The organism is Pseudomonas helvetica, assembly GCF_039908645.1.
Lineage (GTDB): Bacteria > Pseudomonadota > Gammaproteobacteria > Pseudomonadales > Pseudomonadaceae > Aquipseudomonas > Aquipseudomonas helvetica.
Genome location: NZ_CP150917.1, coordinates 5,924,416 through 5,944,108, shown reverse-complemented (window position 1 = coordinate 5,944,108; position 19,693 = coordinate 5,924,416). Strand labels below are relative to the sequence as shown.

The 19,693-nt window shown below is 61.0% G+C and carries 17 protein-coding genes; 8 read left to right on the top strand and 9 right to left on the bottom strand.

What is annotated here, in order from left to right:
• Positions 1–28: 28 nt before the first annotated feature.
• Positions 29–727 (bottom strand): YggS family pyridoxal phosphate-dependent enzyme, encoded by a 699-nt coding sequence (locus AABM55_RS27455; protein ID WP_347928229.1) that lies wholly within the window; start codon positions 725–727, stop codon positions 29–31.
• A 56-nt stretch (positions 728–783) separates the two neighbouring features.
• Here AABM55_RS27455 and AABM55_RS27450 point away from each other — a divergent pair, with 56 nt between their 5' ends.
• Positions 784–1,818, top strand: a complete 1,035-nt coding sequence (locus tag AABM55_RS27450; RefSeq protein ID WP_347928228.1) for a type IV pilus twitching motility protein PilT — start codon at positions 784–786, stop codon at positions 1,816–1,818.
• 62 nt (positions 1,819–1,880) lie between these two features.
• Here the strand turns inward: AABM55_RS27450 and AABM55_RS27445 are convergent, their stop codons facing one another.
• The gene (locus tag AABM55_RS27445; RefSeq protein ID WP_216744029.1) at positions 1,881–2,504 is read right to left on the bottom strand and encodes a C40 family peptidase; all 624 of its coding nucleotides are present in this window, start codon (positions 2,502–2,504) and stop codon (positions 1,881–1,883) included.
• Positions 2,505–2,755: 251 nt separating this feature from the next.
• On the opposite strand from AABM55_RS27445, the gene AABM55_RS27440 reads away from it, so the two are divergent.
• Positions 2,756–3,175 carry a TM2 domain-containing protein gene (locus AABM55_RS27440; protein ID WP_019694078.1) on the top strand — a complete coding sequence of 140 codons (420 nt, stop codon included), beginning with the start codon at positions 2,756–2,758 and terminating at the stop codon, positions 3,173–3,175.
• Between the two features lie 43 nt (positions 3,176–3,218).
• Here AABM55_RS27440 and AABM55_RS27435 read toward each other — a convergent pair whose 3' ends face one another.
• The 7 genes from AABM55_RS27435 to gshB form a co-directional block, all read right to left on the bottom strand.
• Positions 3,219–4,490 (bottom strand): dihydroorotase, encoded by a 1,272-nt coding sequence (locus AABM55_RS27435; RefSeq protein WP_347928227.1) that lies wholly within the window; start codon positions 4,488–4,490, stop codon positions 3,219–3,221.
• Positions 4,487–5,491, bottom strand: coding sequence for an aspartate carbamoyltransferase catalytic subunit (locus AABM55_RS27430; protein ID WP_019694074.1), 1,005 nt, complete (start codon positions 5,489–5,491; stop codon positions 4,487–4,489). The genes AABM55_RS27435 and AABM55_RS27430 overlap by 4 nt, the downstream gene beginning before the upstream one ends.
• 26 nt (positions 5,492–5,517) lie before the next feature.
• Positions 5,518–6,024, bottom strand: coding sequence for a bifunctional pyr operon transcriptional regulator/uracil phosphoribosyltransferase PyrR (gene pyrR, locus AABM55_RS27425; RefSeq protein WP_054594456.1), 507 nt, complete (start codon positions 6,022–6,024; stop codon positions 5,518–5,520).
• Between the two features lie 95 nt (positions 6,025–6,119).
• On the bottom strand, positions 6,120–6,557 hold the full coding sequence (gene ruvX, locus AABM55_RS27420; RefSeq protein ID WP_054594455.1) for a Holliday junction resolvase RuvX: 438 nt from the start codon (positions 6,555–6,557) through the stop codon (positions 6,120–6,122).
• The gene (locus AABM55_RS27415; protein ID WP_054594454.1) at positions 6,557–7,126 is read right to left on the bottom strand and encodes a YqgE/AlgH family protein; all 570 of its coding nucleotides are present in this window, start codon (positions 7,124–7,126) and stop codon (positions 6,557–6,559) included. Before AABM55_RS27415 ends, ruvX begins: the two co-directional genes overlap by 1 nt.
• Positions 7,127–7,366: 240 nt before the next feature.
• Entirely contained in the window at positions 7,367–8,266 is a 900-nt protein-coding gene (locus tag AABM55_RS27410) for an energy transducer TonB (protein WP_347928226.1), read from the bottom strand.
• Between the two features lie 77 nt (positions 8,267–8,343).
• A complete protein-coding gene (gene gshB, locus AABM55_RS27405; protein WP_347928225.1) occupies positions 8,344–9,297 on the bottom strand; it encodes a glutathione synthase in 954 nt (317 codons plus the stop codon).
• A 234-nt stretch (positions 9,298–9,531) separates the two neighbouring features.
• Here gshB and pilG point away from each other — a divergent pair, with 234 nt between their 5' ends.
• The 6 genes from pilG (at position 9,532) to AABM55_RS27375 (ending at position 19,585) form a co-directional block, all read left to right on the top strand.
• Positions 9,532–9,936, top strand: coding sequence for a twitching motility response regulator PilG (pilG, locus tag AABM55_RS27400; protein WP_054594451.1), 405 nt, complete (start codon positions 9,532–9,534; stop codon positions 9,934–9,936).
• Between the two features lie 57 nt (positions 9,937–9,993).
• On the top strand, positions 9,994–10,359 hold the full coding sequence (gene pilH / locus AABM55_RS27395; RefSeq protein WP_019694067.1) for a twitching motility response regulator PilH: 366 nt from the start codon (positions 9,994–9,996) through the stop codon (positions 10,357–10,359).
• 10 nt (positions 10,360–10,369) lie between these two features.
• Positions 10,370–10,909: a chemotaxis protein CheW gene (locus AABM55_RS27390; protein ID WP_054594450.1), complete on the top strand. Its 540-nt coding sequence runs from the start codon at positions 10,370–10,372 to the stop codon at positions 10,907–10,909.
• 186 nt (positions 10,910–11,095) lie between these two features.
• The gene (locus AABM55_RS27385) at positions 11,096–13,156 is read left to right on the top strand and encodes a methyl-accepting chemotaxis protein (protein ID WP_054594449.1); all 2,061 of its coding nucleotides are present in this window, start codon (positions 11,096–11,098) and stop codon (positions 13,154–13,156) included.
• 38 nt (positions 13,157–13,194) lie between these two features.
• Positions 13,195–19,131, top strand: coding sequence for an Hpt domain-containing protein (locus AABM55_RS27380; RefSeq protein ID WP_347928224.1), 5,937 nt, complete (start codon positions 13,195–13,197; stop codon positions 19,129–19,131).
• A complete protein-coding gene (locus AABM55_RS27375) occupies positions 19,124–19,585 on the top strand; it encodes a chemotaxis protein CheW (protein WP_054594447.1) in 462 nt (153 codons plus the stop codon). Before AABM55_RS27380 ends, AABM55_RS27375 begins: the two co-directional genes overlap by 8 nt.
• The last annotated feature ends 108 nt before the right edge of the window (positions 19,586–19,693 follow it).

The window sequence follows — 19,693 nt, the reverse complement described above, 5'->3', positions numbered from 1 at the left end:
GTCCTTATAGAGAGGTAAGTCAGCCACGTTACGGCTGACCGTAGTCGCGGGCACCAAACAGGGCCGTACCGATACGAACCCAGGTGGCGCCCATGGCAATGGCCGACTCCAGGTCGTGGCTCATGCCCATGGAAAGTGTGTCGAGTGGCAGATTCAGGCTGGCTTGCAGGCTTTTGTTCAAGTCACGTACGGCTGCAAAGGCTGCGTCCTGAGCTGCGCGATCTTCAGTCGGCTCGGGAATTGCCATCAAACCGCGCAGTTTCAACCGCGGCAGCGCGCTGATAGCGCTGGCCAGTGCCGGCAGATCGGCCGGGGTGCAACCGGATTTACTGGCTTCACCGCTGACATTGACCTGAATGCAGATATTCAAGGGTGGCAACTCGGCCGGACGTTGTTCGGACAGGCGTTGTGCGATTTTCAAACGATCCACGGAGTGCACCCAAGCGAAACTCTCGGCGATAGCTCGCGTCTTGTTCGATTGAATGGGGCCGATGAAGTGCCAGATCAAGGGCAGGTCGGCCAACTCGAGCTGTTTGCCCAAGGCTTCCTGCAGATAGTTCTCGCCAAAGTCGTGCACGCCGGCGGCATAGGCTTCACGCACGGCATCGCTGGGCTTGGTCTTGCTCACGGCCAGCAGGCGGACGCTGTGCTCGGCACGTTGCGCGGCTTGCTCCGCTGCGCGGATACGCGCAGCTACCTGCGCTATGTTGTCTGCTATCGTGGACATTCAAGGGACGCCGGCAGTCTGAGGTTCGCGGCATTCTACTGGAATTGGGGAGTGCTATGGATATCACTGAACTGCTGGCGTTCAGCGCCAAACAAGGGGCTTCCGACTTGCACCTGTCGGCGGGGCTGCCGCCGATGATCCGGGTCGATGGCGATGTGCGGCGGATCAACCTGCCGGCGCTGGATGACAAGCAGGTGCGCGAGCTGATCTACGCGATCATGAACGACAAGCAGCGGGTGGAGTTCGAGCAGGCGCTGGAGACCGACTTTTCCTTCGAGGCGCCGGGTGTGGCGCGCTTTCGGGTCAATGCGTTCAATCAGTACCGCGGCCCGGGCGCGGTGTTCCGGACCATCCCGTCGAAAATCCAGAGCATGGAAGATCTGGGCATGGGGAATGTGTTTCGCCGTATTGCCGAGGTCTCGCGCGGGCTGGTGCTGGTCACCGGGCCGACAGGTTCCGGTAAGTCGACCACCCAGGCGGCGATGATCGATTACCTGAACAACCACCGGCATCACCATATCCTCACCATCGAAGACCCCATCGAATTCCTCCATGAATCACGCAAATGCCTGATCAATCAGCGTGAAGTACACCGCGATACGCGCAGTTTCGCTACGGCGTTGCGTTCGGCATTGCGCGAGGACCCGGACGTGATTCTGGTGGGGGAGATGCGCGATCTGGAAACCATCCGCCTGGCGCTGACGGCGGCCGAGACCGGGCATCTGGTCTTTGGCACCTTGCACACCAACTCGGCGGCGAAAACCATTGACCGGGTGGTGGACGTGTTTCCAGGCGATGAGAAGTCGATGGTGCGTTCGATGCTCTCGGAGTCGTTGCAGGCGGTGATTTCCCAAGCGCTGATCAAGAAAATCGGTGGTGGCCGGGTGGCGGCCCACGAAATCATGCTTGGCACCTCGGCGATTCGAAACCTGATCCGCGAAGACAAGATTGCGCAGATGTACTCGTCGATTCAGACCGGGGGTTCGTTGGGGATGCAGACGCTGGATATGAGCTTGAAGGATCTGGTGAACAAAGGCCTGATCACTCGCGAGCATGCGCGGGAGAGGGCGCGGTCACCGGATAATTTCTGAGGGGGGAGTGCAGGTCTGTGGTGAGGGGGCTTGCCCCCTCACCACAATGATCTTGCTTCGAATCAGCGCTGAGCGATGCGCAGGGCTTTCGATTCTTTCGTTTCAACCCGCTTGGCAACCACGTAATGGCTTTCCCAGTACGGTTTCTTCAGGGTGTCGATGGTCACCGACTTGCCACGACGCGGTGCGTGGATGAAGCGGTCGTTGCCCAGGTAAATGGCGACGTGGTTGACCTTTCGGCTCTTGATATTGAAGAAAATCAGGTCGCCCGGCTTCAAGTCCTTGCGATCGACTTTCTGTCCGTGACCGGCGGCCATGGCGTTGGAAGTGCGTGGCAGATCAGCCGCACCCACGCCATTGAAGGCGTATTTCACCAGCCCGCTGCAATCGAAGCCTTTACTTGGGCTACTGCCGCCCCAACGATAAGGAGTGCCAAGCACGTTTACTGCACGGCTCAGTACATTGCTGCTTTGTTTGGCTCCCATTGGCGGGACCGGTTTGCTGTCGGCCTTGCTCAGGTGAGTCAGACCTTTTACAGCGTGTTTGTTTTTGCTGGTGACGGCAGAAACATGAGATTTTGGGGTGTAACCATTAACGTTTGGAAGACGTTGCTCACGATTGGTGGCGTGGGCGGCCAGTGGCATTAATAGGCAAATGGTTAGCCATGTCTTGAAAAATGGACGCATTAGGCAAGGCTCTATGTAGGTAAGCGCGCAACTTTATAACAGCTTTTTTGTCCTTTCCGAGGCCGTTGGTCGATTCAACCCGGGGGTCAACTGCAGCAAAGAAGCGGCAAACGGACTCAATTGTCGGACAGAAGTCAGGTGTTACAAGGCTTTGACGGGAGACAAGGTAGCATTTGCCACACGTCGGTCGCCTGTAAAAAAGTCACAAAGAATTCAAGAATATTTATCTATCGAGGCAAATGAGGGAACCCATGAACACCTATCGTCAGGATGTTTCACACCAGGACACCCACAGCAAGGTGATCGGTTACCTGCTGTGGATTTTCGGTTTTACCGGCTCTCACCGTTTCTATTACGGCAAGCCGGTGACCGGTACGATCTGGTTTTTCACCTTCGGGTTGCTGGGCATTGGCTGGCTGATCGACCTGTTCCTGATCCCGGCGATGGACCGTGAAGCGGACCTGCGTTTTACCGCTGGTCCTATCGAGTACAACGTTGCCTGGATCCTGCTGACCTTCCTGGGCGTGTTCGGTCTGCACCGCATGTACCAAGGCAAGTGGCTGACGGGCCTGCTGTACCTGGTGACCGGCGGGTTGTTCTTTCTGGGGGTGTTGTATGACTTCTGGACATTGAATGACCAGATCTCGGTGCGTAACGCGCAGAGCCGCTGAATATGTGGTGAGGGGGCAAGCCCCCTCGCCACAGGTGACGCGTTTACGCCTGGTGGCTGATCCGTCCGTCCACCAGGGTGTAGCGCACCACGCCTGGCAGGCTATGGCCGAGGAACGGGCAGTTTTCGCCTTTCGACAGCCAGTGCTCACCGGCTACGGTGGAGGCGGCTGGATCGAACACCACCAGATCCGCCGGAGCGCCCACCGCCAGCTTGCCTACCGGCAGGCGCAGGGCATCGGCCGGACCGGCACTCAAGCGTGCCAGCAGCGTCGGCAGGTCGAGCAAACCGTCTTCTACCAGCGTCAGGGCCAGCGGCAGTAGCAGTTCAACGCTGCTGATGCCCGGCTCGGTCGCGCCGAACGGTGCCAGCTTGGCGTCGCGCTCGTGCGGCTGGTGATGGCTGGAGATGGCTTGAACCACCCCCGACTTCACGGCAGCGCGCAGGCCATCGCGGTCAGTGCGGGTGCGTAGCGGCGGCTGGACGTGGTACAGGCTGTTGAAATCGATCAGCGCCTCGTCAGTGAGGATCAGCTGATACAACGCCACATCGGCCGTCACTTTCATGCCACGGGCCTGAGCCTGGGCAATCAATGCCACGCCGCGGGCGCTGGTGAGCTGGCTGAAGTGCGCACGTACGCCGGTTTGTTCGACCAGCAGCAGATCGCGGGCCAGGGCCACGGTTTCAGCGGTTTCGGGAATCCCCGGCAAGCCGAGGAAACTCGCGGTCGGGCCTTCGTGAGCCAGGCCACCTTCGGCGAGGTCATGATCCTGCGAATGGAAGATCACCGTCAGGTCGAACGTCGCCGCGTATTCCAGTGCCCGGCACAGGGTCCGGGTGTTGCGGAAACTCTCGAGGCCATTGCCGAATGCAATGCAGCCAGCATCGCGCAGGGCAATCAGTTCCGCCAGCTGTTCGCCGTCCAGCCCTTTGCTCAGGGCGCCAATCGGGAACACTTTGGCATTACCGGCTTCGCGGGCGCGGTCGAGGATCAGCTCAGCCACGGCGGAGGTGTCCAGCACCGGTTTGGTCCGTGGCGGGCAGCACAGGCTGGTGACGCCGCCGGCCGCAGCGGCGCGGGTTTCACTGGCAATCGTGCCTTTGCGGCTGTAACCCGGTTCGCGCAGGGCGACGTTCAGGTCGACGAGGCCGGGGGCGACCACCAGGCCTTTGGCCTCAATGGTCTCGACAGCGACGAAACCGGCTGGAGCGGCGCCAATGGCGACTATCTTGCAGGCTTCAATGTGAATATCGGTGACTTGATCCAGGCCGCTGCTTGGATCGATGACGCGGGCGCCGAGAATGCTGAGCTTCACTGGGCCTTCTCCTGCTCGAATTGGCGCTGGGCAGTCTGCCCGCTCATGGCCATGGACAACACGGCCATACGAATGGCGATCCCGTAGGTCACCTGATTGAGAATCACCGAGTGCGGACCGTCGGCCACCGCCGATTCGATCTCCACGCCCCGGTTGATCGGGCCCGGGTGCATGACGATGGCATCCGGTTTGGCGCCGGCCAGGCGCGCAGTGGTCAGGCCGAACAGGCGATAGAACTCGCCCTCGCTCGGCAGCAGGCCGCCGGTCATGCGTTCACGCTGCAGGCGCAGCATGATTACCACGTCGACGTCCTTCAGGCCTTCGGTCATGTCGGTGTAGACCTTCACGCCGTACTGTTCGATACCGATCGGCAGCAGGGTTTTCGGCGCGATCACGCGGATGTCCGGGCAGCCGAGGGTTTTCAGCGCGAGCATGTTCGAGCGTGCAACCCGCGAGTGCAGGATGTCGCCGACGATGGCCACTGACAGGTTTTCAAAGCTGCCTTTGTGCCGCCGGATGGTCAGCATGTCGAGCATGCCCTGGGTCGGGTGGGCGTGACGGCCGTCGCCACCGTTGATGATCGCCACCTGTGGGCAAACATGTTCGGCGATGAAGTGCGCGGCGCCAGAGTCGCCGTGGCGCACCACGAACATGTCGGCGGCCATGGCTTCAAGGTTGCGCAGGGTGTCGAGCAGGGTTTCGCCCTTGCTCGCCGACGACGTCGACACGTTCAGGGTGATTACGTCTGCCGACAGCCGCTGGGCTGCCAGTTCGAAGGTGGTACGGGTGCGGGTGGAGTTTTCGAAGAACACGTTGCACACGGTCTTGCCGCGCAGCAGCGGGACTTTCTTGACCGCCCGGGCGCCGACTTCAAGGAACGAGTCGGCGGTGTCGAGGATTTCCGTCAGCAGCTCGCGGCGCAGACCGTCGAGCGAGAGGAAGTGGCGCAGCTGGCCCTGATCATTGAGCTGCAGCGGGCGCTTGGTGTCTAAAGGCGTCATCGCAATGGACTCTTTAAAAGGGCGAATTAAAGGGCGAGGTCTTGCAGTTCGAGCTGCAGCGGGTCAGGGCCGGTCAGCTTGACCCGTTCGTGGGCCGCCAGCGACAGGGTGGCGCCCACCACGTCCGGGCGGATTGGCAGCTCGCCGGCATCCAGATCGAGCAAGCACACCAGGGTGATGCTGGCCGGACGGCCGTAGTCGAAGAGTTCGTTCATGGCGGCGCGGATCGTCCGACCGCTCATCAGCACGTCGTCGATCAACACCAGGTGCTGGCCTTCGATTTCGAACGGCAGTGCCGAAGGGCGAACCTGCGGATGCAGGCCGCTCTGGCTGAAGTCGTCGCGGTAGAAGGAAACGTCCAGGGTGCCCAGTGGCGCGTCGCTGCCTAGCTCTTCGAGCAAGGCCTGGGCGACCCACACGCCACCGGTGCGAATGCCGATGTAGCGCGGTTCGCTGATGCCACGGTGTTCAAGGTGGGCCTTGAGACGGACCGCCATTTGGCTGATCAGTTCGGCGGGATTGGGCAGGCTCATGGTTGCTCCTTCATGGGCCCGAGCACGCTGCGTGCACAGTGCGGCTCGGGTTGTAGCGAAGAGAGGCACTGTGGCGCCTCTTCAGGATTCGGCTTTCAGGATTCGAACAGTGCAGTGTTTTCGTCGAGCCAGCCTTGCAGCAGCAGGGCGGCAGCGATGGCGTCGACCGGGTTGTCGCGGTAACTGCCTTTCTGCCCGCCCTGTGCCCGCCGTTCACCTTTGGCCTCAAAGGTGGTCAGACGTTCATCGTGGGTATAGAAGGGCAGGTTGTAGCGGCCATTCAGGCGGCGGGCGAATTTCTCGGCGCGCAAGCACATGTCACTGGGCGTGCCGTCCATGTTCAGCGGGAGGCCGACCACCACAGCGTCGGGTTTCCATTCCTTGATCAGGGCTTCGACCTGATTCCAGTCAGGAATGCCGTTTTGCGCCTTCAAGGTGCAGAGCTCGCGGGCCTGGCCGGTAATCACCTGGCCGACCGCAACGCCGATCTGTTTGGTGCCGTAGTCAAAACCCAGAATCAGACGCAGGGCCATCAGGCGTGTCCCGCCTGGCTGGTCAGCAGGCTGAGGTTGATGCCCAGGCGCTTGGCGGCTGCTTCCAGGCGCAATTCGCTGCTGGTGTTGAACAGGATGTCGGCATCGAACGGGCAGGTCAGCCAGGCATTGTCGGCCAGCTCGGTTTCCAGTTGTCCGGGTTCCCAACCGGCGTAGCCGAGGGCGATCAGGCTTTTGCTCGGGCCAATGCCATCGGCGATGGCAAACAGCACGTCCTGGGAGGTGGACAGCGCCAGGCCATCCAGTTCGACCGTTGCCTGATACGTCGAGCCGATCGGGTGCAGGACAAAACCGCGATCGGTCTGTACCGGGCCGCCAGTGAAAATCGGCACGTGCTGGCACAGTGGCGAGGGTTCGATGTCTGGGCGCAATTGCTCGAGAATGTCCGCCAGGCTCAGGTCTTGTGGGCGGTTGATGATCAACCCCATGGCACCATTGGCCGTGTGCTCGACGATGTAGGTCAAGGTGTGCGCAAAGTTCGGGTCGGCCATGTGAGGCATGGCGATCAGGAAGTGATGCTTGAGGTAGCTCGGGCTGACGTTCTTCATAGGCGCTAGTGTGGCGTTGGAGGGGCAAACTGACAAGCTGGGGATGCGCAGGAAATGCTGATTGGATTCACCGCAGGCCCCTGTGGCGAGGGAGCTTGCTCCCGCTCGGCCGGTCCGCGCTCGGGCGTAGCAGTCGCAATCCAGCTGGCGCGTTGTGCCCGATTGAATGGGGTTGCCGCTTTTGGGGCCGCTTTGCAGCCCAGCGGGAGCAAGCTCCCTCGCCACAGATGAGCGCCAGCGTCAGTTACTGGAGAGCTTGTCTCCGCGCGCAAATTTCCATGTGCGAATGATTTCCAGCCGGTCGATATCCGACAGGTCGCCGGTAAACGGCGCAAACGGTGCGGCCAGGCGGACGATGCGCTGCGCGGCTTGATCCAGCAGCGGCTGGCCGGAGGATTCCAGCACCAGCACTTCATACAGCGAGCCGTCGTGGTTGATCGAGACCATCAGTCGCAAGTTGCCGTAGATCTGCTTGCGCCGGGCTTCTTCGGGGTAGTTCAAATTACCGATACGCTCGACCTTCTTGCGCCATTCGTCCTTATACCAGGCGCCCTTGTCGCGCATGGTCGAAGCGGCGCTCAGACGGTGGATGCGCGGGCGCTTGGCATACAACTGTTGTTCGTTGGCCAGCTCCGCTTCCAGACTGGCGATGTCGCTGGACAGCTGCGAGCTGTCGAATGTCGGTGTCACGGCCTTGGGCGTCGGCTCGGCCTTGATCTCTTGTTTCTTGGCCACGGCTTTCTTTGGCGCGGGTGCGATAGTGGTCACGGCGGCTTTCGGCGCGGCTTCCTCTACCTGGGGTTTGACCGATGGCGGGGGCGAGACTTTTTGTACCTTGTTGTCCTGGAATGGTGCGATCTCGGTGGTCTTGGGGATCGCTTTTTTATCCAGGGTGCCGCTGCCTTGCTGGTTTTCCTGGGCGAGGAAATCGGCTTTTGCAGGCTTCTTTTCGCTTTTGAAGGTGGCGAGGGTGATTTCCAGGGTTCTGCTGATCTGCTTGGGTTCGACAAAGGTGAACCCGATGCCCAACAGCAAGGCCAGGTGAATCAGCGCTGCAAGAAACAGGGTAAAACCGAGGCGATCGGCCGGGCGCACGCCACGGTGGGCGAGTTCGGGAGGCAGATCGGACGGAAGTGTCATAACAAGAAAACCAACATCGCGTTTTTCACAGGCCGGGCATGATAACGCAATGTTGGTCGTAACTTGGGTGTTCTATATCAACGCGCTTTAAGCTTCTGATCGATGGCAGCCATCAGCATTTCGCCGATGTTCGTGCCAAAAGCGTTGTCGATCTCGCGAATACAGGTCGGACTGGTGACGTTGATTTCGGTCAGGTGCTCGCCGATTACGTCGAGGCCGACGAACAGCAAGCCCTTTTCACGCAGGGTCGGGCCGACCTGTGCGGCGATCCAGCGGTCCTTGTCGGTCAGCGGGCGTGCCTCACCACGACCACCGGCAGCCAGGTTGCCACGGGTTTCACCAGCGGCGGGAATCCGCGCCAGGCAGTAATCCACCGGTTCGCCATCGATCATCAGGATGCGCTTGTCGCCGTCCTTGATCGCCGGCAGGTAACCCTGCGCCATGATCTGCTGTTTGCCGTGCTGAGTCAGGGTTTCGAGGATCACCGACAGGTTCGGATGGCCCTTGGTGTGACGGAAGATCGACGCACCCCCCATGCCGTCCAGCGGCTTGAGAATCACATCACCATGATGATCGGCGAAATCGCGCAGTACATCGGGACGGCGGCTGACCACGGTCGGCGGCGTGCACTGCGGGAACAGTGTGGCGAACAGTTTTTCATTACAGTCGCGCAGGCTCTGCGGCTTGTTGACCACTAGCACGCCCGCGCGTTCGGCTTGCTCCAGCAAGTAGGTGGAGTAAACGAACTCCATGTCGAACGGCGGATCCTTGCGCATCAGGATCACGTCCAGATCGCTCAGCAGCGCGTCGGTTTCGGCTCCCAGCTCAAACCATTTTTCCGGGTTGGCGAAAACTTTCAAAGGACGCATCCGCGCCCGGGCTTCACCTTCGGCCTGGTACAGATCGCGCTGTTCCATATAGAACAGCGTCCAGCCGCGCGCCTGGGCGGCCAACAGCATGGCCAGCGAGCTATCCTTTTTATAGGAAATGCTGGCGATAGGGTCCATGACAATCCCGACGCGAACGCTCATGGGTTTTTCCTCGAAATTTGGGTGGTCGAAGCGACATGAAAAAGTGGCGTCAGAGTGGCGCCCAGTGTGTTCCCGGTCAAGGAAAAACCACCTCGAAGGTTGCTCGATAGATTGGATTTGGAGACTGTGCTAAAAAGGCTGCCATATCGTTCTGGCCCTTGAGCATCAAGGGTTTCGGGCCCTCGGTAAGCCGCAAACGACAATTTGATTCGCAAAGGCGACGGTAGAGCAGATATGGAACAGCATTCCAGCGCCTTGAAGGTCATGGTGATCGACGATTCGAAAACGATTCGCCGTACCGCCGAAACGTTGTTGAAAAACGTGGGCTGTGAGGTCATCACGGCCATCGATGGTTTCGATGCCCTGGCCAAGATTGCCGACAATCATCCCGGCATCATCTTTGTCGACATCATGATGCCGCGTCTGGATGGCTATCAGACCTGCGCGTTGATCAAGAACAACAGCGCGTTCAAGTCCACGCCAGTGATTATGCTGTCGTCCAAGGACGGGTTGTTCGACAAGGCCAAGGGGCGCATCGTCGGCTCCGACCAGTTTTTGACCAAGCCTTTCAGCAAGGAAGAACTGCTGAGTGCGATCCAGGCCCATGTACCGGGCTTTGTCGTTGTTTCGCCGCAGTAAGACACGCACAGTGACGCTCGGCCAGCGGGCCCGGCGTCTACAAGAATGGGGAAGACCATGGCACGTATTCTGATCGTCGATGATTCGCCGACCGAAATGTACAAACTGACCGGCATGCTGGAAAAGCACGGTCACGAAGTGTTGAAAGCCGAAAACGGCGCAGACGGTGTGGCACTGGCCCGCCAGGAAAAACCCGACGCGGTGCTGATGGACATCGTCATGCCCGGCCTCAACGGTTTCCAGGCCACCCGCCAGCTGACCAAAGACCCGGAAACCGGGCACATCCCGGTGATCATCATCACCACCAAGGATCAGGAAACCGACAAGGTCTGGGGCACCCGCCAGGGCGCCAGGGACTACCTCACCAAGCCGGTGGAAGAAGACACCCTGATCAAGACCCTGAACAACGTGCTGGCAGGCTGACGGCCGACCCATGGCCGAGTCGCTGACCGCCTTCGAGCTGCTGCTGCAGATCGATCAGCGCTGCCGCCTGCTGGCGGCGGACCTGCCTTCGCAGCAAACCCGCAATCACGGCTGGAGCGGGATCGGCTTTCGCCTAGGCGAGCGCTGGTACGTGGCGCCGATGGGCGAGGTCAGCGAGGTGTTGCACGAGCCGCGTCTGACTCAGTTGCCGGGGGTCAAGTCGTGGGTCAGGGGCGTGGGTAACCTGCGCGGACGACTGTTGCCGGTCATGGACCTGTGCGGTTTCCTCGGGATTGAGTTGTCTGCGCTGCGCAAACAGCGGCGCGTACTGGTCGTTGAGTATAAAGAGCTGTTCGTCGGGTTGATGGTCGATGAGGTGCTCGGCATGCAGCACTTCAATCAGGCCAGTTTCGAGCCGGCATCACTGGACGCTCAGGGTGGTGCGGCGGGACTTTTCATAAAGGGACAGTTCGAACGCGAGCAACGGTGGCAGGTCTTCAGCCCGTTTGCCCTGGTGCAGTCCCCACGGTTCATGGATGTAGCCCTGTAAACACGACGGACGGGTTGGCACTATCCCTGTAGCGGCTGCCGAAGGCTGCGTTCGAGTGCGGAGCACTCGCAAAACCAGGCACCGCAGAGTGTCAGGTTGAAAAGGTTGGCAGGATTTACGACCGCTTCGCGGCCGGACGCAGGCTTCGCCAGCTGCTACGGATCGCGATCTTTTAGGCGAGGATCGATGATAAAAGCAAATACAGGCAAGGCTACGGAAGGGTCGCGCAGTCGTGCACAGATCATTGTGCTGTTCATGGCGCTGATCGTGTTCATCGTGTTGCTGTTCGCCAACTTCGCTTACCTCAATACCCAGGCCTCCTACGACAAGCAGTACATCGGTCACGCCGGAGAGCTGCGCGTGCTGTCCCAGCGCATTGCCAAAAACGCCACTGAAGCGGCAGCCGGCAAAGCGGCGGCGTTCAAGCTGCTGAGTGATTCGCGTAACGACTTCGCCCAACGCTGGGGTTACTTGAAAAAAGGTGACCCGACCACCGGTCTGCCACCAGCACCCCACGCGGTGCACGCCGAAATGCGCGCGGTGCAGCTGGACTGGGAGCGCCTGCTGAAAAATACCGACGCGATCCTTTCCAGCGAACAGACTGTGCTGTCGCTGCATCAGGTCGCCGCGACCCTGGCCGAGACCGTGCCGCAGTTGCAGGTCGAGTACGAAAAAGTCGTCGAAATCCTGCTCCAGCGCGGCGCACCTGCTGCTCAGGTCGCCATGGCTCAGCGCCAGTCGTTGCTGGCCGAACGGATCCTGGGCGCGGTCAACACGGTGCTCGTCGGCGACGAAAATGCCCAACAGGCGGCCGACGCCTTTGGCCGTGATGCGGCGCGTTTCGGCCAGGTGCTCAACGGCATGCTCCAGGGCAATCCGTCCCTGAAGATCAGCGAGGTCGAAGACCATGACGCGCGTGCCCGGCTGACCGAGATTTCCGAGCTGTTCGAATTCGTTTCGGGCTCGGTCGACGAGATCCTCGAAACCTCGCCTGAACTGTTCAAGGTCCGCGAGTCGGCGGGCAACATCTTCAACTTGTCGCAGACCTTGCTCGATGAAGCCTCGCACCTGGCCAACGGCTTCGAAAACATGGTGGGCGGGCGTTCGACCGACACCATCGGCGGTTACGTGCTGGGCTTGCTGGCGCTGATGTCAATCATCCTGATCGGCCTGGTGATGGTTCGTGAAACCAATCGCCAGTTGCGCGAAACCGCCGAGAAGAACGAACGTAACCAGAACGCGATCATGCGCTTGCTCGACGAGATCGAAGACCTCGCCGATGGCGACCTGACGGTCACGGCATCGGTCACCGAAGACTTCACCGGGACCATCGCCGACTCGATCAATTACTCGGTCGATCAGCTGCGCGATCTGGTCGCGACCATCAACCTGACCGCCGGTCAGGTCGCTGCCGCAGTGCAGGAAACCCAGGCGACCGCGATGCACCTGGCCCAGGCCTCGGAGCATCAGGCCCAGCAGATTTCCGAAGCTTCGACAGCGATCAACGAAATGGCCCAGTCCATCGATCAGGTCTCGGCCAATGCCGCCGAGTCGTCCGCCGTTGCCGAGCGCTCGGTGGAGATCGCCAACAAGGGCAACGAGGTGGTGCACAACACCATTCACGGCATGGACAATATCCGTGAGCAGATTCAGGACACGGCCAAGCGGATCAAGCGTCTGGGCGAGTCGTCCCAGGAAATCGGCGACATCGTCAGCCTGATCGACGACATTGCCGACCAGACCAACATTCTCGCGTTGAACGCCGCCATCCAGGCCTCCATGGCCGGTGACGCCGGGCGTGGTTTTGCGGTGGTTGCCGATGAAGTCCAGCGGCTGGCGGAGCGCTCGTCGGCGGCCACCCGACAAATTGAAACTCTGGTGCGGGCGATCCAGACTGACACCAATGAAGCGGTGATTTCCATGGAGCAGACCACCACCGAAGTGGTGCGTGGCGCGCGACTGGCGCAGGATGCGGGGGTGGCCCTGGAAGAAATCGAAGGCGTATCGAAAACGCTCGCAGCGTTGATCCAGAGTATTTCCAACGCGGCGCAGCAACAGACGTCTTCGGCGGGTCAGATATCCTTGACGATGAACGTGATCCAGCAGATCACCACGCAGACCTCGTCGGGCTCCACGGCCACTGCCGAGAGCATCGGCAACCTGGCGAAGATGGCCAGCCAGCTGCGGCGTTCGGTGTCTGGTTTCACCTTGCCGGCGGTGCCTGAGCGCAGCGCCGACAAGGCTTGAACGATGCCTGCTGGAACAGCATTTTGATGGGAGTGGTTATGGGTGATCGGCACGACTATGTGGCCCTCGAGTGGGTCAAGGGCGAAATTGCCGAAACGTTGAAGCAGGCGTTTATTGCCCTTGAAAGCATGGCCCTCGACAACCGGGTCGAAGAACCACTGACGGCGCACGCGATCGCGGAGTGCCTGGCGGGGATTCATCAGGTTCACGGCAGTTTGCAGATGGTTGAATTCTACGGCGCCGCGTTGCTCGCCGAAGAGATGGAGCAGCTCGCGGCAGCGTTGCAGCACAACCGCGTCAGCCACCGCGATGAAGCCATTCGCCTGCTGCAACAAGCCCTCGGCCAACTGCCGATTTACCTCGACCGTGTGCACAGTGCCCGCCGTGACTTGCCGTTGGTGGTCTTGCCGTTGATCAACGACCTGCGCAGCGCCCGTGGCGAAAGCCTGTTGTCGGAAACCAGCCTGTTCAGCCCGCAGTGGCAAGCGCTTCCCGAATTGGATGACGACACGCTGGCAATGCTTGAGCCGGCCGAGTTGCCGAATGTGCTGCGCAAATTGCGGCAAATGTTGCAGATGGGACTGGTTGGGTTGCTTCGCGAACAGGACGACACCACCAATCTCGGCTATCTGGCCAAGGTCTTTGCACGCCTCGAAATGCTCTGCGACGGGGCGCCATTGGGGCCGTTGTGGCAGATCGCTTCGGCGCTGGTCGAAGGCATGCTCAGCGGCAGTGTCGCCAACAGTCCGGCGCTGCGCAGCCTGTTCAAGGACGCTGACAAGGAACTCAAGCGCCTGCTTGAACACGGCATCTCGGAAATCAATCAGCCAGCGCCGCCTGAATTGCTCAAGAGCCTGCTGTTCTACATTGCCAAGGCACAACATCCCACTGCGCAGATGCAAGCCATGAAAGAGCGTTATGCCCTGGACGACGCGTTGCCCGACAGTGCAATGGTCGATGAAGAACGCGCTCGCCTGGCTGGCCCGGACCGCGACGCGATGCGCTCGGTGCTGGCCGCGCTCTGCGAAGAACTGGTGCGGGTCAAGGAGCGCCTCGACCTGTTCGTGCGCAGTGACCGACAACATGTCTCGGACCTCGACAGCCTGCTGGCGCCACTGCGGCAAATCGCCGACACCCTGGCGGTGCTCGGCTTCGGTCAACCGCGCAAGGTGATCATCGATCAACTGGCGGTGGTCCTGAGCCTTGCACAAGGCCAACGCGAGCCGAACGACGCGATCCTGATGGATGTCGCCGGAGCCCTGCTTTACGTCGAGGCGACCCTGGCCGGAATGGTCGGCACCGTTGAGGAAAACCGCGAAGAGAGCCGGTTGCCGACCACCGACCTGACGCAGATCCACCAGATCGTCATCAAGGAAGCGCGAATCTGCCTGCAACAGGCCAAGGACATAATCGTCGACTACATCGACAGCGATTGGGATCGTCAGGTCCTGCAGCCGCTTCCGGCCGTGCTGACCCAGGTGCGTGGCGCGTTGGCGATGATTCCGTTGAGCCGTGCGGCAAGCCTGCTGGAAGCCTGCAACGGTTTCATTCGCGAGCATCTGCTGGCAGACCAGACGCGTCCCGATTGGCCACAACTCGACAGCCTGGCCGACGCCATTACCAGCATCGAGTATTACCTGGAGCGTTTGAGCGAAGACCCCGAGGCGCCCGGCGAAAAGATCCTCGATGTCGCCGAGCAAAGCCTGGCCGCTCTGGGGTATTTCCCCGGCGAGGTGCTGCCGCTATCCGAAGACGTGCTGAGCCCAGGTTTGGCGTTGGTGATGCCGGATCTGCCGGATCTGCCGGCACTGGATAACCCGCAGATCGCCCAGTCGCTGGCCGAGGTGTTGGCCAGCCCGGCCCGTGCCGTCAATCCGCCTGCGCTGATCACGCCGGGCAGTCTGTTGCCGCCGCCGGCCGATGAAGAACCGGTGGATGCCGAGCTGCGCGAAGTCTTTCTCGAGGAGACTGATGAAGTCCTCGATATCCTGCGTGAATACTTGCCGCGCTGGGTGGCCAGCCCCGACAGCGCCTCGGTCCTGAGCGAGTTGCGTCGCGCTTTCCATACGTTGAAAGGCAGCGGGCGAATGGTCCGCGCACTGGTGTTGGGCGAGTTGGCGTGGGCGCTGGAGAATCTGCTCAACCGGGTACTGGAACGCAGTGTCGAACCGGGTCCGCCGGTTTATCAGCTGCTGGATGAAGTGCTGCAACTGCTCCCTGAACTGATCGCTGAGTTCGCCGCCAACACCCAGCGTCAGCGCGACGATGTCGACCGCCTGGCCGCTCGCGCCCATGCCCTGGCGAAGGGGGATGAAACCCTGCCGGACACTGCGTCGCAGGATGACGCGATGCTTGATCCGCAGTTGCTGGAGATCTTCCGCAACGAAGCTGAAACCCACCTCCAGAGCCTCGACCGTTTTCTCGACCGGGCCGCTGAGCATGTGCCGTTGCAGGCCAGCGATGAGTTGCAACGCGCCTTGCACACCCTCAAGGGCAGCGCTTCGATGGCCGGTGTGTTGCCGATTGCCGAACTGGCGGCGCCGTTCGATCATCTGGCCCGCGAGTACAAGGCGCACCAGATTGCGCTGGACCTGGATGAAGTCGAACTGCTGCTCGAAGCCGGTGAACTGTTGCGGCGCGGGCTGAAGCAATTGAGCGGTGATCCGCTGATGCCGATCAGGGGTGCCGAAGACTTGATCGGGCGCACTCAGGCGCTGCTTGCCGAGCGCCTGGACGCCATCCTCAATGCGCCGAACACGGGGTTGCGGATCAAGCGTGATCCGCAACTGATCAACAAATTCCTGGCCCAGGGCATGGATATCCTGCTGGACGCCGAAAGCCTGTTGCAGCGCTGGCAGCAACACCCCGGCGAGCGGCAGGAACTCAGCGCTCTGCTGGATGAATTGACGACCCTGGGCGAGAACGCGCACTTGGCCGATCTGCATCCGGTGGACGAGCTGTGCGAAGCCTTGCTCGACCTCTACGGCGCGGTAGAGGAAAGCAGCCTGGCGGTCAACGAACGGTTCTTCCACGAGGCACAAAGCGCTCACGAAGCGCTGATCAACATGCTCGACGAACTGGCTGCCGGCCAGGAAGTCGGTTCGCAACCGGCGCGGGTGCGGGCCTTGCGTGATTTGCTCAATGAGGGCCTTGATCCGTCGGCCATGGGGCTGATTCGCAGCGATGGCAGTCGCACGCTGAGCGTTACCGAACTGGGCAGCGCCACCAGCGAGCTGGCACAGGCGCAGGCGTTGACGATTGACGATGAAATCGTTTCGATCTTTCTCGAAGAAGCGGTGGATATCCTCGAAAGCGCCGGACAGGCCTTGCAGCGTTGGCTCAATGATCCAGAGAGCGCTGCGCCGCTGTCGTCATTGCAGCGCGACTTGCACACTCTCAAGGGCGGCGCACGAATGGCCGAGGTTGGGCCGGTCGGCGATCTGGCCCACGAGCTTGAAAGCCTTTATGAAGGCTTGGTCGACCGGCGCTTCAGTCATTCACCAGCGCTCGGGGTGTTATTGCAACAGAGCCACGACCGCCTCGCGATGTTGCTCGAACAGTTGCAAAACCATCAGCCACTGAGCGATCCGGGTACGTTGATCGAGGCGATCCAGCAATTTCGGCAAAGCACTGGCAGTACGGCTGAAGTGGTCGAGGCGGCGGCTGCGAATGATGCGGCGAGCCACGATCCGGAACTGTTGGAGATCTTCCTCGAGGAAGGTTTCGACATCATCGACAGTTCGGGTGCGGCGCTGTCGCGCTGGCAGGCGGACCCGCAAAATCGTCAGGAAATGGAAACCCTGCTGCGCGACCTGCACACCCTCAAGGGCGGCGCGCGAATGGTCGAAATCGCCCCGATTGGCGACCTGGCCCATGAGCTGGAATTTCTTTACGAAGGGTTGTCGACCGGCTTGCTGCACGCCATACCGGCGTTGTTCGATCTGTTGCAACGCAGCCATGACCGGTTGGCGCAGATGCTCGATGCGACCCGCGCCGGCCAGCCGGTGCTGCCGGCGGACAGCCTGATCGACGCGATCAAGGCCTTCACTCACCCGACAGCTGACAAGGCCCCGACACCGGCTCCTGTGGTTGAAGTGGCACCGGTGGCCAAGCCAGAGGCCGCGGCGCTGCAACCGGACGCTGGCGCCGATATGGTCAAGGTGTCGGCCGAATTGTTGGACGATCTGGTCAACCTGGCCGGGGAAACCTCGATCTTTCGCGGTCGCATCGAGCAGCAAGTCAACGATGCGCAAGTCGCCCTGAGCGAGATGGAAACCACCATCGAGCGCATGCGCGATCAGTTGCGCCGGCTCGACACCGAAACTCAGGGCCGGATTCTCAGCCGCCAGCAGGTTGAGGCCGAGCGTCTGGGCTACGAAGAGTTCGATCCGCTGGAAATGGACCGTCACTCGCAGTTGCAGCAGTTGTCGCGGGCATTGTTCGAGTCGGCGTCCGACTTGCTCGACCTCAAGGAAACCCTCGAGCGCTGCAACCACGACGCAGAGAACCTGTTGCAACAGCAAGGCCGGATCAACACCGAACTGCAAGAAGGCTTGATGCGCACGCGCATGGTGCCGTTCGAACGGATGCTGCCGCGCTTGAAGCGCATCGTTCGTCAGGTTTCCAGCGAGTTGGGCAAAGACGTCGAGTTCATTGTCGGGAACGCCGAAGGCGAGATGGACCGCAATGTGCTGGAACGCATGGCGGCACCGCTTGAGCACATGCTGCGCAATGCTGTCGACCACGGTCTGGAGTCCGCCGAAGTCCGCCGTGCGGCCGGTAAACCCGAGCAAGGCCGCATCACCCTGGATTTGTCTCGTGAGGGCGGCGACATCATTTTCGACATCCGCGACGACGGTGCCGGCGTGCCGCTGGATGCCGTGCGGCGCAAGGCGATCAAGCGCGGGTTGCTCGACCCCGGTAGTGACATGAGCGATCGCGACGTGTTGCAGTTCATTCTGCAGCCAGGGTTTTCCACTGCCGAGAAAATCACCCAGATCTCCGGGCGTGGCGTCGGTATGGATGTGGTTCACGAAGAAGTGCGGCAACTCGGTGGCTCGATGGTCATCGACTCTGTGCCTGGGCACGGCGTGCACTTCCGCATTCGTCTGCCGTTCACCGTGTCGGTCAACCGTGCGCTGATGGTGCAGTGTGCCGAGGATCAATACGCGATCCCGCTGAACACCATCGAGGGCATCGTGTGCGTGCTGCCCTTTGAGCTGGAGGGCTATTACCAGCTCGATCCACCGCTATATGAATACGCCGGGCAACGCTATGAACTGTGCTACCTCGGCGAGCTGCTGAAGACCAGCGTCCGCCCGAAACTGCTGGGCCAGAGCCTGCCGTTGCCGGTGTTGCTGGTGCAGTGCAACGAGCGGCGCATCGCGGTGCAGGTCGATGCGACGACCGGTACCCGGGAAATCGTGGTGAAAAGTCTCGGCCCGCAGTTCGCGGCGGTGCAGGGGTTGTCTGGCGCGACCATTCTTGGCGATGGCCGGGTGGTGCTGATTCTCGACCTGCTGACGCATATCCGCGCCATGCAGACGCAGGTGTCACCGCAGCGGGTCATTCAGGAGACGGCCACGGAGGCCGAGCCGCAGCGTTCGATGCTGGTCCTGGTGGTCGACGACTCGGTCACCGTGCGCAAGGTCACCAGCCGCCTGCTCGAACGCCACGGCATGAACGTGCTAACCGCCAAGGACGGCGTCGACGCCATGCTGTTGCTCGAAGAGCACATGCCCGACCTGATGCTGCTGGACATTGAAATGCCGCGCATGGATGGTTTTGAAGTGGCCATGCAGGTACGCAATGATCCACGGTTGCAGCACCTGCCGATCATCATGATCACCTCGCGCACCGGCCAGAAACACCGCGACCGGGCGATGGCTATCGGCGTCAACGACTACCTCGGCAAGCCGTACCAGGAATCGGTATTGCTCGAAAGCATCGCTTTATGGAGCAAAACCCATGCTTGAACACCGCACCAGCAACCTCACCGGGCTGCTGCTGCCCTTGGCCGATCGCAACCTGATCCTGCCCAATGTCGCCGTCGCCGAGTTGATCGACTATCAGCCCGGCGCCTTTGACCTCGATTCACCGCCCTGGTACCTGGGCCTGGTGACCTGGCGCGAGCGGCAAATCCCGCTGTTGAGTTTCGAATCGGCCTGCGGCAACAAAACCGTGATCGGCGACCGTGCGCGTATCGTCGTCCTCAACGCTCTCGGCGGGCGCCCGCACCTCAAATTCATCGCCTTGCTGGTGCAAGGGATTCCACGCTCCTACAAGCTCGACAGCCAGTTGAGCTATGTCGACGTGCCGCTGTGCTCGCTGGAACACGCCGCGGTCCAGGTTGCCGAACACGTGGCGAAAGTCCCGGATCTGCTGGCGCTGGAAGAGTTGTTGGTGGGGGCGGGGTTGGTTGCGCAGTGAGTTGATCGGTCCCTTCTGGGGAACGATAAGTCCCATAAAGGGACCGCTTTAGTCCATGACATTTGATTTGAAACATTGCACACCCAGGCTACAAGCCTGAGGCTTGTG

What these genes read in the sequence shown, in the direction of transcription:
- AABM55_RS27375 (WP_054594447.1), top strand. Translation starts at nt 19,124, where the DNA reads ATGCTTGAACACCGCACCAGCAACCTCACCGGGCTGCTGCTGCCCTTG.
- AABM55_RS27455 (WP_347928229.1), bottom strand. Translation starts at nt 727, where the DNA reads ATGTCCACGATAGCAGACAACATAGCGCAGGTAGCTGCGCGTATCCGC.
- ruvX (WP_054594455.1), bottom strand. Translation starts at nt 6,557, where the DNA reads ATGGCCCTGCGTCTGATTCTGGGTTTTGACTACGGCACCAAACAGATC.
- AABM55_RS27390 (WP_054594450.1), top strand. Translation starts at nt 10,370, where the DNA reads ATGGCCGAGTCGCTGACCGCCTTCGAGCTGCTGCTGCAGATCGATCAG.
- AABM55_RS27450 (WP_347928228.1), top strand. Translation starts at nt 784, where the DNA reads ATGGATATCACTGAACTGCTGGCGTTCAGCGCCAAACAAGGGGCTTCC.
- AABM55_RS27380 (WP_347928224.1), top strand. Translation starts at nt 13,195, where the DNA reads ATGGGTGATCGGCACGACTATGTGGCCCTCGAGTGGGTCAAGGGCGAA.
- AABM55_RS27410 (WP_347928226.1), bottom strand. Translation starts at nt 8,266, where the DNA reads ATGACACTTCCGTCCGATCTGCCTCCCGAACTCGCCCACCGTGGCGTG.
- AABM55_RS27415 (WP_054594454.1), bottom strand. Translation starts at nt 7,126, where the DNA reads ATGAAGAACGTCAGCCCGAGCTACCTCAAGCATCACTTCCTGATCGCC.
- pyrR (WP_054594456.1), bottom strand. Translation starts at nt 6,024, where the DNA reads ATGAGCCTGCCCAATCCCGCCGAACTGATCAGCCAAATGGCGGTCCGT.
- pilH (WP_019694067.1), top strand. Translation starts at nt 9,994, where the DNA reads ATGGCACGTATTCTGATCGTCGATGATTCGCCGACCGAAATGTACAAA.
- AABM55_RS27445 (WP_216744029.1), bottom strand. Translation starts at nt 2,504, where the DNA reads ATGCGTCCATTTTTCAAGACATGGCTAACCATTTGCCTATTAATGCCA.
- AABM55_RS27385 (WP_054594449.1), top strand. Translation starts at nt 11,096, where the DNA reads ATGATAAAAGCAAATACAGGCAAGGCTACGGAAGGGTCGCGCAGTCGT.
- AABM55_RS27430 (WP_019694074.1), bottom strand. Translation starts at nt 5,491, where the DNA reads ATGACGCCTTTAGACACCAAGCGCCCGCTGCAGCTCAATGATCAGGGC.
- pilG (WP_054594451.1), top strand. Translation starts at nt 9,532, where the DNA reads ATGGAACAGCATTCCAGCGCCTTGAAGGTCATGGTGATCGACGATTCG.
- AABM55_RS27440 (WP_019694078.1), top strand. Translation starts at nt 2,756, where the DNA reads ATGAACACCTATCGTCAGGATGTTTCACACCAGGACACCCACAGCAAG.
- gshB (WP_347928225.1), bottom strand. Translation starts at nt 9,297, where the DNA reads ATGAGCGTTCGCGTCGGGATTGTCATGGACCCTATCGCCAGCATTTCC.